Origin of the sequence: Komagataeibacter melomenusus (assembly GCF_013155395.1) — a bacterium.
Lineage (GTDB): Bacteria > Pseudomonadota > Alphaproteobacteria > Acetobacterales > Acetobacteraceae > Komagataeibacter > Komagataeibacter melomenusus.
On sequence record NZ_JABJWC010000025.1, the window covers coordinates 1 to 13134 of the forward strand.

At 63.2% G+C, this 13134-nt stretch carries 11 protein-coding genes and 1 tRNA gene; 9 read left to right on the forward strand and 3 right to left on the reverse strand.

From position 1 onward, the window contains the following. The first annotated feature begins 49 nt into the window (after window positions 1–49). Window positions 50–126 (forward strand) — tRNA-Met (locus HNW77_RS10455). A 114-nt stretch (window positions 127–240) separates the two neighbouring features. Here the strand turns inward: HNW77_RS10455 and HNW77_RS10460 are convergent. Both HNW77_RS10460 and HNW77_RS10465 read right to left on the reverse strand, forming a co-directional pair. After that, window positions 241–789 (reverse strand): hypothetical protein, encoded by a 549-nt coding sequence (locus HNW77_RS10460; protein ID WP_172157447.1) that lies wholly within the window; start codon window positions 787–789, stop codon window positions 241–243. Further along, complete coding sequence (locus HNW77_RS10465) at window positions 786–1979, reverse strand: DUF3500 domain-containing protein (RefSeq protein ID WP_172157449.1); 1194 nt, start codon at window positions 1977–1979, stop codon at window positions 786–788. Before HNW77_RS10465 ends, HNW77_RS10460 begins: the two co-directional genes overlap by 4 nt. A gap of 246 nt (window positions 1980–2225) precedes the next feature. On the opposite strand from HNW77_RS10465, the gene HNW77_RS10470 reads away from it, so the two are divergent. The 8 genes from HNW77_RS10470 to HNW77_RS10505 all read left to right on the forward strand — a co-directional run bounded on the left by HNW77_RS10470 (window position 2226) and on the right by HNW77_RS10505 (window position 11579). Continuing rightward, window positions 2226–3863, forward strand: a complete 1638-nt coding sequence (locus tag HNW77_RS10470; protein WP_172157451.1) for an MFS transporter — start codon at window positions 2226–2228, stop codon at window positions 3861–3863. Between the two features lie 15 nt (window positions 3864–3878). Beyond that, entirely contained in the window at window positions 3879–4955 is a 1077-nt protein-coding gene (locus tag HNW77_RS10475) for an HlyD family secretion protein (protein WP_172157453.1), read from the forward strand. Between the two features lie 4 nt (window positions 4956–4959). Next, the gene (locus tag HNW77_RS10480; RefSeq protein WP_172157455.1) at window positions 4960–6486 is read left to right on the forward strand and encodes an efflux transporter outer membrane subunit; all 1527 of its coding nucleotides are present in this window, start codon (window positions 4960–4962) and stop codon (window positions 6484–6486) included. Window positions 6487–6636: 150 nt separating this feature from the next. Continuing rightward, complete coding sequence (locus tag HNW77_RS10485; protein ID WP_172157457.1) at window positions 6637–7368, forward strand: pirin family protein; 732 nt, start codon at window positions 6637–6639, stop codon at window positions 7366–7368. A 219-nt stretch (window positions 7369–7587) separates the two neighbouring features. After that, window positions 7588–8373, forward strand: a complete 786-nt coding sequence (locus HNW77_RS10490; protein ID WP_172157459.1) for a siderophore-interacting protein — start codon at window positions 7588–7590, stop codon at window positions 8371–8373. 54 nt (window positions 8374–8427) lie between these two features. After that, window positions 8428–9075: a PadR family transcriptional regulator gene (locus tag HNW77_RS10495; protein ID WP_172157461.1), complete on the forward strand. Its 648-nt coding sequence runs from the start codon at window positions 8428–8430 to the stop codon at window positions 9073–9075. Between the two features lie 34 nt (window positions 9076–9109). After that, complete coding sequence (locus HNW77_RS10500) at window positions 9110–9736, forward strand: O-methyltransferase (RefSeq protein WP_172157463.1); 627 nt, start codon at window positions 9110–9112, stop codon at window positions 9734–9736. 583 nt (window positions 9737–10319) lie between these two features. After that, a complete protein-coding gene (locus HNW77_RS10505; protein WP_338033785.1) occupies window positions 10320–11579 on the forward strand; it encodes a carbohydrate porin in 1260 nt (419 codons plus the stop codon). A gap of 287 nt (window positions 11580–11866) precedes the next feature. Here HNW77_RS10505 and HNW77_RS10510 read toward each other — a convergent pair whose 3' ends face one another. After that, the gene (locus HNW77_RS10510; RefSeq protein WP_241694397.1) at window positions 11867–13069 is read right to left on the reverse strand and encodes an MFS transporter; all 1203 of its coding nucleotides are present in this window, start codon (window positions 13067–13069) and stop codon (window positions 11867–11869) included. Between the last annotated feature and the right edge of the window lie 65 nt (window positions 13070–13134).

The following is a 13134-nucleotide window of genomic DNA, read 5'->3' on the forward strand; positions in this document are numbered from 1 at the left end:
GCACGGGAAAGTCGGTCGCCGCCAGGTCTTCCAGTCTCCCCATCACTAACGCGGGGTGGAGCAGCCCGGTAGCTCGTCAGGCTCATAACCTGAAGGCCGCAGGTTCAAATCCTGCCCCCGCAACCAAGCCTAATACACTGAATATGATACAAAAACCCGCTTCACTCAGGCGGGGTTTTTGCGTTTGTCAGCGCATAAAAGGCGAGATGTGCCTAAAATACCGCCTGTTTGAAACAGCTCTCAGGGCATGCTGATAGAAAAATCCAGTTCATATGATGACTGATCTGCCGCGCGGTGTTGCTGGGTGACATGGATGGCAGGATCCTGCGGCAGCAGGCAGTTCACAAGCCAGACCGTGTCAGGGCCATCACCCTGGTTATGGTAGGCCAGATGGTTGTTGCCCTGCCGGAAATGCGCCCGCATCGTCAGTGCAAGATCAATAACGCCGGTGCCCATCTGCATTTCGGCCAGAGATGGAAACGCCATGGCCTGCACGTGCAGGTGACCGGACTGCCCATTAAGGGAAAGCGACAGCGTCTGCATGATGTGCGTCACATAGGATTTCTGCTCGCTGGCCGACAGGCTGCCATCGCCGTTGCGGTCAATCTGGTGGATAAGGCCGGATGCAACGTCAACGCCGGGCGTAAGGCGCAGATGCAGGGCAATCTGGTCGCGCGCGAGGCTGAATGTGGTGGCCTGCAGATATTCATCCAGCCGGTGCGCCTGCGCTGCAGCGGGCAGGGCCAGCAGGGCGATGGCCGTGAAAAGTGCCTGTCCGGCCCTGCTCATGGATGGGTAAACCGGCTGCCATACCGATTGGTCGGGTCGCGGTAGACTGTGTGGACATGCAGCGTCGGATCACCGCCCACCCCCTGTGGCGAGAACTCGATCAGCAGTCGCGGCCCCTGAATGCGGTAATAGGAAGACCCGTTGCGGTCGGGTTCATGGGTGGTCGGGCCACTCCAGGCAAACCATGTCTGGTCCAGCCCGGCACTGATTTCTGCCAGGCGCGGGGCGGCATAGGTCTCGTTGATGATCCCGGCCCATTCGGCGATGATGTCCATCAACGCCTGCTTTTGCCTGGCCGTCAGCGCATCGCCCCTGATGCCTTCGGGCACGAGGGTTTCCCCGTCATGGCCCGGCCCCTGCACCAGATCCTCCACCTTGTAGGGCAGGATGGCCTGCTTGCGCTGCGTTTCATCAAGCAGATCAAGCAGGGCGAAGGCCTTGTCGCTTTCACCTGCCAGCACGCGTACCATCTGCCCATCGCGCTGGTACAGCGCTGGTTGCGCGCCGGTCAGGGTGGGGGTCATGACGCCATGCGGGCCGTCAATGACGAGATTGAGACCCAGATGATGACCACCAAATTGCACCATCCAGGGTTTCGTGGCCGAGGGCGCGCCAAAAATTGCAATGGTATAGACCGCCTCACCCGAGGCAAATGGCGTATCACTATCGGCAAGGGCCTGGTCGGCACCCATGATGTCGCGCACCTTCTGGTAGCCTTTCGCACTCAGCAGGGTCTGGAGGAGGTGCAGGGCGGCGGTGCGCTGTTCCGTTGTCAGGTGGCCCATCTGCACGCCGGGCCGCGGCACGTCGCTGACGGGAAAGTTGGACCATACCGACCCACCATAGCGCTCGCCCACAAAGCCGCCCGGCGGCCCCATGCCCGGCCCGCTTTTCATTGGCGTGGCGGCCTGGGCATCGGTTACGGGCAGGGCGGGCTGGTCTGGCGCGCTGCGGCGGAAGCGGGCCAGCGTGGCTGATTTCTGCGCCACGAAAGGAAACTGCACCGCCTTGAGCGCCTGTGGATCAAAGCACCCGAGGAAAGAGCGGGCAGCCTCCACGGCTGCATCCGTCTGGCTGGCGGGTGTGGCATTTTCCGTAGCAGGAAGGGCGGAAGGCGATGGCGCACCATGTGCAAGGGCAGGCAATGCGGCCCAGAACAGGCCGCCTGCTATCCATAATCCGGTCTTCATCCTGTCCCCTGCTCTCCCTTGAAAGGCCGCCTGAAAAAACCATCAAAAGCTTCGAAAGAACGCCGCTTTCTTGAAGAAAAGCGGCACCCGAAAACTTTTATCCGCATGATTAAAGTGCCTGCCGCCGGGCGCAACGGCAAGGGGGCGGGCATGAAAACCGCCTGCCCCGTCCCTTCCGCAAATCGAAGTCATTACCTGCGGCAAATGGGGGTTGCCCGCCACGTGGGTCTGAGGATCATGTGGCGCATGAACACTGTCGCTCCCGCACAGGCGGCGGGTGGGCCGGTTATCCATGCCGCGCCGCCACGGCCTTCGTATATTCCGCCTTTTGGCCTGCGCACGGTCATTGGCTGCCTGGGCATGCTGCTGGCCGTGCATGTGGCGGGGTTCAACGAGCATGTGACCGAGATCGGCCTGTCCGATATCCGCGGTGCGATGCATATCGGCCACGATGAGGGCACGTGGGTCATCGCCATCTACGAGGCTTTCAACATCGCCGCCATGGCCTTTACGCCGTGGTTCTACATGACGTTCTCGATCTACCGCTTTTCCATTTTCATGACGGCCGCACTCGCCCTGTTTTCCATCCCCGCGCCGTTCATGCCCGATGTCACATCGCTGTGCATCCTGCGGGCCTTCCAGGGGCTGGCGGGGGGCTGCCTGCCGCCAGTGCTCATGACCGTCATGCTCAAATACCTGCCCCCCCAGATCCGCGTGTTCGGCATCGGGGGATATGCCATGAGCGCCACATTCGGCCCCAATCTCGGCCTGCCGCTCGAGGCGTTCTGGTTCGAGCATGTCGGCTGGCACTGGCTGTACTGGGAGATCATTCCCACCGCCGCCCTGGCCATCGCCATGATGGCCTATGGCCTGCCGCGCGACCCGATGCATTTCGAGCGCTTCGAGAAATTCAACTGGCTTGGTATCCTTGTGGGGCTGCCCGCCATCTGCTCGCTGGTCATCGTGCTGTATCAGGGCGACCGGCTGGACTGGTTCCGCTCGCCTGTCATTACCGACCTTGCTTTCTGGGGCGGGGCGGCATTCATCGTGTTCGTCATCAACGAGGCCTATCACCCCAGCCCGTATTTCAGGATTCAGTACTGGCGCTCGCGCAACATCCAGGCCTCGCTTTTGTCACTGGTGGGCATTCTGGCCATCTGCTCCATCATGGGCAACATTCCCGCCACCTATCTTGAGGCCGTGCGCGGCTACCGGCCCATCCAGGCGGCCCCGGTCTCGCTGGTGGTGGCCCTGCCGCAACTCATCATGCTGCCGCTGATCGCGGCCATCTGCAACAGGCGCCGGGTGGACTGCCGCTTCGTGCTGGCAGGCGGCATGCTGTGCCTTGCCGGTGCCGCGTGGCTGGGCACGTGGCTCACGGTGGACTGGGTGCGCGACAATTTCTACCTGATCCAGATCCTGCAGGTCTTTGGTCAGCCCATGACCGTCATCCCTACGCTCATGCTGGCCACCATGGCCATGGGGCCGGCCGATGGCCCGTTCATCTCGGGCATGGTCAACATGCTCAAGGGGCTGGCCAATGCCGTGGCCTTCGCCCTGTTCGGCGCGCTGACCCGGCGGCGCGAGCAGTACCACTCCACCATGCTGCTCGACCATCACGGCACGCACCAGCTGGCCCTGCAGGGCATGGGTGATCCCATTGGCGGCCAGCTTGCCGCCACCTCGCCCGACAGCGCGCATGTGGCCCGTAACACGCTTCAGGTCTTCCACACCTATGTGCATGAGCAGGCGCTCGTGCTGGCGCTGAACGATATCTACTACATCCTGATCTGGGTCTGCCTGGGCTACGCGGTCATGAATCTCGTCCTGCCGCGCCGCGTCTATCCGCCGCAGGCCCCTTCACCCGATACTCCTGCCCGTTAATCCGGAATACTGATCATGATTTACAAGAAACCGCTGCTTTACGCAGGCTGCGCCGCAGCCGTGCTGGCCCTTGTGGCATGGGGGAGCGCGCGCCTGGTCAATGGCGATGGCATCAACCAGTACACCAACGATGCCTACGTGACGGCGGACTTCCCCACGGTGGCGCCCAAGGTTTCGGGCCGTATCGACCGGGTGATCGCGCAGGATAACGAGCAGGTGCATGCGGGCGAGGAACTCGCCCATATCGAGGATGACGACTACCGCGCCGCCCTTGAGGTGGCACGCGGCAACAGGCAGGCGGCACAGGGTGATGTTGCCAACCTTGAAGCGGAAATCGCGCGTCAGGATTCGGTCATTGCGCAGGCGCGCGCCGCCGTGCTGGCCGATCAGGCGGATCTGATGTTCGCCCGCCAGAACGCCACGCGCTACCGCAACCTGTCATCTGGCGGGGCGGGCACGATCGAGCAGAAGCAGCATTCCGAGGCGCAGGAAAAGGAAGCCGAGGCCGCCATCGCCCGCGACCAGGCCGGGGTGGATGCCGCCATGCGGCAGGTGGCCGTGCTGCAGGGCCAGCTTGAACGCGCGCGCGGCGTGCTGGTGCGCACGCAGGGCGATGAGAAGCAGGCCGAACTCAACCTGTCCTACTGCACCATTCCGGCCCCCATGGATGGCGTGGTGGGCGAGCGTGGCGTGCGCGTGGGTAACTACGTGCATCCGGGCACGGGTATCCTGGCCGTGGTGCCGGTGCATGCGGCCTACGTGCTGGCCAATTTTCAGGAAACGCAGTTGACGAAGGTGCAGACCGGCCAGCGCGCGACCATCTGGGTCGATACCTTCCCCGGCCATCCGCTCAAGGCGCATGTTGACTCGCTGGCCCCTGCCACCGGTGTTGCGTTCGCGCCCATCCAGCCCGATAACGCCACCGGCAACTTCACCAAGGTGGTGCAGCGCATTCCGGTCAAGCTGACCTTTGATCCCGGCCAGCCATTGGCCGACAGGGTGCGCGTTGGCATGTCGGTTGAAGCCAGTATCGATACGTCTTCCGCCCCCGAAGGCCCGCATGCCAATGATGCCCGTTATGTCTGGCAGTAAGGCCATGAAGCGCTTCTTGCTCGTGGGGCTTTCGGCACTGGCGGTGGCAGGCTGCACGGTTGGCCCCAACTACCACAAGCCGCAGGTCAAGGCGCCCGCGCAGTGGCGCACGACCCAGCCACCGGCGGAAAGTCAGATCACCATGGCCACGACCGACCCGCACTGGTGGACCCTGTTCAACGACCCCATCCTGACCCGGCTGGAAAACGAGGTGGCCAGCGCCAATCTCGACCTCAAGGCCGCCAGCCTGCGGCTGATGCAGAGTGTGGCCGAGCGGCGCATTGCCAGCGCCGCCCAACTGCCGCATGCGGAGGCCAATGCCTCCTACGGGCGCGAGCGGGCCTCCACCAATGGCGTGCTGGGGCTGCTGGGCACGATGGAGCGCGAGGGCACGGGCTCGGTCGCCTCGGGCACGCAGGGCTTTGGCCCCACGGCGCTGCCCGGCAGCGTGGGCAACCCGTCCTTCAACCTGCCGCAATATGGCATGAACGCCTCGTGGGAGGTGGATCTGTGGGGGCATGTGCGCCGGCAGGTGGAAGCCGCGACGGCCGCCATGCACGCCACCGAGGAAATGCGGCGTGATACGCTGGTCTCGCTCATGGCCGAGACCGCGCAGGACTATATCGACCTGCGCGCCACACAGGTGCAGCTTGGCATTCTTGAGCACAACATCGCGGTGGCTGAAAACAGCGTGCGGCTGACCACCCTGCGCTTTGAGCAAGGTGCTGCGACCCGGCTTGATGTGGCGGAGGCCACCGGCCAGCTTCACACCTTCACCTCCCGCCTTGCGCCGCTCAAGGCGCAGGTCACGCACCGGCTCAATGCGCTGAGCTTTCTCGTAGCGCGTGAACCCGGCGCGCTTGATGCCGAACTCGGGCCGCCAGGCATCATTCCCGTCGTGCCGCCCACCATTCCCGTGGGGCTGCCCTCCCAGCTTGCCGAGCGCAGGCCCGACATCCGCATGGCTGCCGACCGCCTGCATGCGGCAACGGCCAGCATCGGGGTGGCGATTGCCGATTTCTTCCCCCGCGTCACCCTTTCGGGCAGCCTGGACGTGCAGGCATTGCAGTTCAGCGGGCTGGGGTCATGGGCCTCGCGCCAGTATGGCTTTGGCCCTACGGCAACGCTGCCCATCTTCGAGGGGGGGCGCCTGACCGGGCAACTCCACCTGCGCCGCGCCCAGCAGAAGGAGGCGGCCACCATGTTCCAGCGCACGGTGCTCAAGGCATGGCAGGAGATTGATGATGCCATGGCCGACTTCACCGCCGCCCAGCGCCGCCGCGATGAACTGACTGAAGCCGTGCATGAGAACGAGATTGCGGTGGAAACCGCCAGGGCGCAATACGTGCAGGGGTCGTCCGACTTTCTCAACGTACTGACATTGCAGAACGCGCTCCTGTCCTCCCAGAGTGCTGAGGCGGATGCCACCGCCCATGTGGCGCTGTCGGTCACCAATCTCTATCGCGCGGTTGGCGGCGGGTGGGAGAGCCTCTACCCTGAAAAACAGAAGAAGACCCGCAAGCATGCCTAATTGATCAAGAACAAGAAAAGTTTTTGGGTGTCGCCTTTTTTCAAAAAGGTGACGTCTTCCGAAGCTTTTTGAAAAAAGCTTCACCAAAAACTTTATCATTTCAGGGTATTATTGGCCCTGCCTTTTCAAACAGTCTTTTAAGGGGCGCCCATGATCACGATCCGGCACGCAGCCAGCCTTGGCACGGCCCATGATGGCGGGCAGGACCTGCGCTGCCACTTTGCCTTTGCCGACTATGCCGACCCGGCCCATGGCCATGAGGGCCGCCTGCGCGCGGTCAATACAGGCACGCTGCCTGCGGGCGGAACCTACCGCATTGGCCCCGAAGCGGCGGTGGATATCGTGACATGGGTGGTCAAGGGCGCGCTGGCCACGGATATGGAGGGCTTCGCACCCGATGCGCTCGGCGCAGGCGGGCTGCATCTGGCCAGCACCGGCAGCGGTTGCGCGCAACTGGCCTGGCGGGCAGGCGGGCAGGGGGCCGGTTTCATCCAGTTCTGGTTCCTTTCCGATACGCAGGGCACCACGCCCGCGCAGGAGATGCGCCCGGCCCTGCCGGAATTGGAGGATGGGGGCTTTCGTATCCTTGCCTCCGGCTTTCCCGAAGATGACCCCGAGGAGGCACAACGCGTCAGCGATGGCGCACCCGTTACCCTCAGTGCCCGCGCCCGCCTGCTGCATGCGGCCATTCCGGCAGGGGAGGGGGCGGCTTACGGCACGGCGCCGGGGCGGGTGCTTTACCTGCTTGTGGTGTCGGGTGCGGCGCGGATCGATACGGTGGCGCTGCATGCAGGCGATGCGGCGGCAATCAGTGGGCAGACCGACATCACGGTCATGGCCGATGAAGCGGCCGTGGTGCTGCTGGCTGATGTCGCGGTTTAGGGTGCCGTGAACTTTTCATGACCTGATCCCCTTCGCGCATGCTTGACAGACGCAGGCAAAAGGCGTCTGGCTTGTCATGGTTCAGGCCCGACGCATGCGTCGTGTCTCGTAGGCGTTAACGTGAAACAACGCACAGAAACTGACAGCAGACATGCTGGCGGGCTGTGCGTGTGTGTATCCACCCTCACCGGTCTGCTGGCATGTTGAGGATAGATCCATATGACGCCCCTCCCCTCCTTTGCCCATTCTGATGATGCGCCGGTGATCGAGCGCGTGCGGCACGAACTGCGCCACCGTCGCCTGCGGGTTGTAACCGTTGCGCGCCTGAGCCCGCATATGATCCGGGTTACGCTGGCTGGCCCGGAACTGGCCGGGTTCACCACTCCCGCGCCTGATGACCATATCAAGATCTTCCTGCCCGGCCACGCGGGGGAACTGACGCGACGCGACTACACGCCCCGGCATCATGATGCGGCGGCAGGCACGCTGGTGCTGGATTTCGTCAACCATGAAGGCGGCCCCGCCGCCGCGTGGGCGCGGGCGGCAAAACCCGGTGATGTGCTGGAGATTGGCGGCCCGCGCGGCTCGCGCCTCATCCGGGGCAAGATCGACCACTGGCTCCTGATTGGCGATGAAACGGCGCTGCCCGCCATTGGCCGACGCGTGGAGTCCCTGCCTGCCGAGGCGCTGGTCACCACCATCATTGCCGTGCCCGGCCCGGAAGATGAGCAGGTCTTTACGTCATGCGCCGCCCATGCCGCCCATTGGGTGCACCGCCCGCTGGCTGCGGCGGACCAGGCGCACGGCCTGCTGGCGGTATTGCGGCAGATCCCCCTTGTCAGGCGGAGTTTCGTCTGGGTCGGGGCCGAGGCAGGCGTGGCGCGTGCCGTGCGGCAGTGCCTGATTGCGGAAAAGAAGGTGCCTGCCGCGTGGATCAGGGCTGCGGGCTACTGGGTGAAGGGCCAGGCGGACGGGGCCATCAGCGATGTGGGCGCGGCAGAATAAAAACATATCTCGATATATCTTGACATGCGATATATCGGGAATTATATCGGACTCATGAAACACGCAAACAGACACGCAGGCGGTCGTCACCGCCATGTTTTCTCCCCCGAAGGGCTGGCGCAGGGCGCAGGCCGTCATCCGGGGCGCGGCGAAGGCCGTGAGGGCCGTGAGGGCCGCGAAGGTCGGGGCCATCATGGTCGCGGCGGCCACGGTGGCGGCCATCGGGGTGGCCCGCGCAACCGGTTGTTCGATTATGGCGAGATGCGCCTGCTGGTGCTTAGCCTGATCGCTGAAAAGCCGACCTATGGTTATGAACTGATCAAGACCATCGAGGAAAAATTCGGGGGCAGCTACACGCCCAGCCCCGGCGTGATCTACCCCACCCTCACCTGGCTCGATGAAGCGGGCTATATCCGCCCCGGCGCGGAAGAAAGCCGCAAGAACTACCACATCACCCCCGAAGGCGCGGCATTCGTGGCCGCAAACCACGCGGGGCTGGAGGCGATCCTGGCCCGCGCGGCAACAGCCGGGCCGCAGGGGCGTGGCGGGGGCCGCAATGTGCCGGTGCCTGTCATGCGGGCGATGGAAAACCTCAAGACCGCCCTGCGCCTGCGGCTGCGCAATGGGGGCCTTGACCCGCAGGCCGAGGAGAAGATCGCGTCCCTGCTTGATGAAACCGCCCGCGCGCTGGGCGAGGCCTGAGGCGCGCCCTTTCGCGCCATGAAGGAGGACAGTCATGGATGACAGGATTCAGCCGGTTCTTGACCTCTATCATGAGCGCATGCGTGCCGAGCGCAGCGCGCCGCGGGTGGAAGCACCCGGCGGGCGCGATGGCGGCCACGACCAGCGCATGCGCGCCATCGGGCCGGAGACGGGGCAGTTCCTGAACATCCTGGCCCGCAGCCTCGAGCGCCCGACCATTCTCGAACTCGGCACGTCGTTCGGCTATTCCGCCCTGTGGCTGGCCGAGGCCGCGCGGGCGCGGGGTGGTCGGCTGATTACGATGGAACGTCACGGCTATAAATCCGCCCATGCCCGCGAAATGGCCGAACAGGCCGGGCTTGCCGCCTGCATCGACTTTCGCGTAGGCGATGCGGTGGCGATGACGGCTGCATTGGACCACAAGGTCGATTTCGTGTTCGTTGATTTATGGAAAGACCTGTACGTGCCGTGTCTTGAGGCCTTTTATCCCCGCCTCAACCCCGGCGCGATCATCGTGGCCGATAACATGATCCGGCCGGGCACGGAGGACGTAAGGCGCTACGGGCGCGCCATCCGCGCCCTGTCCGGCATGGCCAGCGTTCTGCTGCCGGTGGGCACGGGCATTGAGGTCAGCCGGTTTGAAGGCGCAATCTCCGCATAAGGCGCAGATAATAAAAGTTTTCGGGTGCCGCCTTTTTGCAAAAAGGCGGCATTTTTTATTGGCGTATCCTGAAACGAGGCGGCCCCGAAAACGGCCATGTGAGTTCATGCCAGCAACAGGTTGCGGCATGACATGATGACTGTAAATGCGGAATAATATTTACAACATTTAAAGTATTCATAAAGCGGCATTTACATAATCCGTATGGCTCTCTTTTTGATTTTCTTTAGGTCACGAAGGCGTCAATACCAATTTCGTGTGTTGATGCCGGAGGGGAATCAATCTTACAAACCATTTCATGTTCCGCCTTGATGAAATAAAAAGGCGTGCCTTTTCCGGTGTATTATATGAATTTTACAAGGCAGGATGGCTTTGTGTATTTTTTCTATCCTGTTTTTTTCATCATTCATCGCTGGCACAACAGCCTCTGGTCAATCATGACCCGACCCAGGCCGCGCCTGTAGCGGCCACGCGGCCTCCTGCCGCGCACAGGCTGCAGGCTTCGGTCGCGACGCGGCTCAATACCATTTTCCGCACGGAGGGGCTGTCCATCCTGCTCACCAACCGCAATGACGCCCTGCGCGTGCGTGACCTTTCGGCAGGGTATTATGCCTCATCCGAGGCACCGGGGCACCTCCTGCCCCAGATCGGTGCCTTCCGCTCCCGCCTTGAGCGCAGGGGGGTGACATTTGCCTTTACCTACAAGGGCGAGGCCATGGCTGATGTAGGCGGCGGCATATCGCGTGGCATCGATTACGTGCATGAACTGACATTGCAGACGCAGTTCGATCTTGGCCGCCTGCTCGGCCTGCAGGGCTGGACGATCCACACCCTGCTGATGGAACGCGTGGGCCGCGAGGTCTCGCACGACCGGGTGGGTGACTACAATATCAGCCTGATGGAGGTGTACAGCCTGTCTGGCCACTCGGTCGCGCACCTGACCGACATGTACGCCCAGAAATCCTTTTTGCACAATACGGTTGACCTGGCCTTCGGGCGCATGGCGCTGACCCATGTATTTGCCACCTCGCCGCTGCTGTGCAGTTTCATGATGACATGCTCCGCCCCGGTGGCGCTCAAGCTTGACGCGGGCTTCAGCGTCTACCCCAAGGCCACATGGGGTGGCCGCGTGCGGTTGCGCCCCACGCGTGATACGATCGTGCAGGTGGGCGCCTATAATGTCAGCCCGCTCAATGAGGACATAAGTGGCTGGGCCTGGGCGGGCGAGAAAAGCACCGGCCTCATGCTGCCGGTCGAATTCGCCTGGCAGCCGTTTTTCGGGGCGCGCAGGCTGCCCGGCCATTATGTGCTCGGCTACGCGCATGACACCACCGGCTATGCCGACAATATCGGCACGCTTCCTGCGAGCAGCACCGTGCGCCGCCATGCGGGCGAGGCGCGCGACACCTTCTACCTTGAAGCCGACCAGATGCTGTACCGCAAGGGCGGCCATAACCAGATGGCGGGCGGCTACGTGCTGGGCGGCTATATTCACAACACGCCCGATGTGTCGGTCATATCGGATGAATTCTATATCGGCTCCTCCCTGCTCGGCATCATTCCCCATCGCCCGCATGACCGTTTTGGCGTGATGTATTCCTATTACCGCATGAGCCCGCGCACCGAACTCGGCCAGGAACTGCGCATGGCGGCAGGGCTGCCTTTGGGCGCCCATGTCAACGGCCCGCAGACCCACGCCGCCGTGCTGGAAGCCTATTATGGCGTGCCGATCTATCCCGGCCTGCTGGTGCAGCCGGAATTCCAGTATATGATGCGTCCCGGCGAGACATCGCACATCCCCAATGCCGAGGTGGTGGGGCTGAAGGTTATTGGTACCTTGTGATGCAATGGCAGAATTCTGACGGTGATTTTGAAGTTTTTTGAAAAAAGGCAGGACAGCCTGCCCTAAACCGTCAGGCGCGGGCCAAGCCGCCAGCCTTCCTAGCCTTCCCAGCCTGGCGGGCCACCCTGCGCGCCAGGGAACATGAGGTTGACCACAGAGCTGATCACATCATGATCGACCCTGCCAGATGCTGTAAATAACAGGGACATTGCAGGTGAAACGGCCCTGAAAAAATGCGTTGTGCTGTGGCCCTGATGGCGCGTAAAGGGCATGGGCATCCCGCCATGTCAGGATCGGGCAGAGGCCGGGTGGGTTACAACGCCAGCAGGCACGGCCTTGTGGGCCATGCGGTGCTGGAAATGGATGGCAAGGCCCACCAGCCCCAGCCCGATCAGGGCAAAACACGCCGAGAGCACCGGCAGCCCGGCATACGACCAGCGCGTCACCACCATATGGCTGCCTGCCCACGCGCCAATGGCGTTGCCGAAGTTGAAGGAACTCTGGTTCATGGCCGCCGCGATATTGGGGGCGGAGCCTGCGCATGCCACAACGTAGGTCTGGAGCGGCGCCATGGGCGCATAGATGAACACGCCCCACAGGAACAGCAGTGCAAGGCAGCTCCAGCTCATGAGGCTGCCCGGCACAAGCAGCAGCTGCACTACCGCCACCGCCGCCATGAGCCCGGCGCAGGAGGGCAGCATCTTCCAGTCAGCCAGCCGGCCACCCAGCAGGTTGCCCAGGCACAGCCCGCCGCCGATCATGAGCAGCACGGCATCGATCACATGCGTGCCCAGTCCCGTGCGTACCTGCAAAAAGGGCGAGATATAGGTAAACAGCGTGAACATGCTGGCCGATGTACACATGGAAACCAGCATCATGGTCACCACCAGCGGGTGCAGCATGGCCCGGAACTGCGCGGCCAGCGGGATGGTGGCGCCGACAGCCCGGTCGCGCGGGATGCACAGCCACATGGCACTCCATGCCGCCACGCCCACCGCGCAGATCAGCCAGAACGCCATGCGCCATGAGGTCAGCTGCGCCACCACGGTGCCCATCGGCACGCCGAGGATCATGGCCAGCGTCAGCCCGATATAAACGAGCGAGAGCGCTTCGGCACGTTTTTGCGGCGGCACGATCTGGCATGCCATGATGGAGGCCGCGCCATAAAAGGTGCCATGCGAGAACGAGGTCAGCACGCGCGCCAGCATCAGGCTCCAGTAGCCCGGCGCGAGCGCGCTGCATGCATTGCCCGCGATGAAGATGCCCATGGTCAGCAGCAGCGTGTTGCGCCGCGAGAGGCTGTTGGTCAGGATGGCGACGACGGGGGAGGCGATCGTAACCCCGATGGCATAGCCCGAGACCAGCAGCCCCGCCTGCGCGATGGAGACATGCAGCCCCCCCGAGAGTTGCGGCAGAAGCCCCATGACGATGGTTTCCGTCGTGCCGAGGCCAAAGGCCCCGATCGCCAGGGCGAGCAACGCTATGGGCAAGAGACATGTCCTTGAACGGGCGGCGCGCACCGCACTGTTATGATGCAGGCGCGACGCGCAGTATG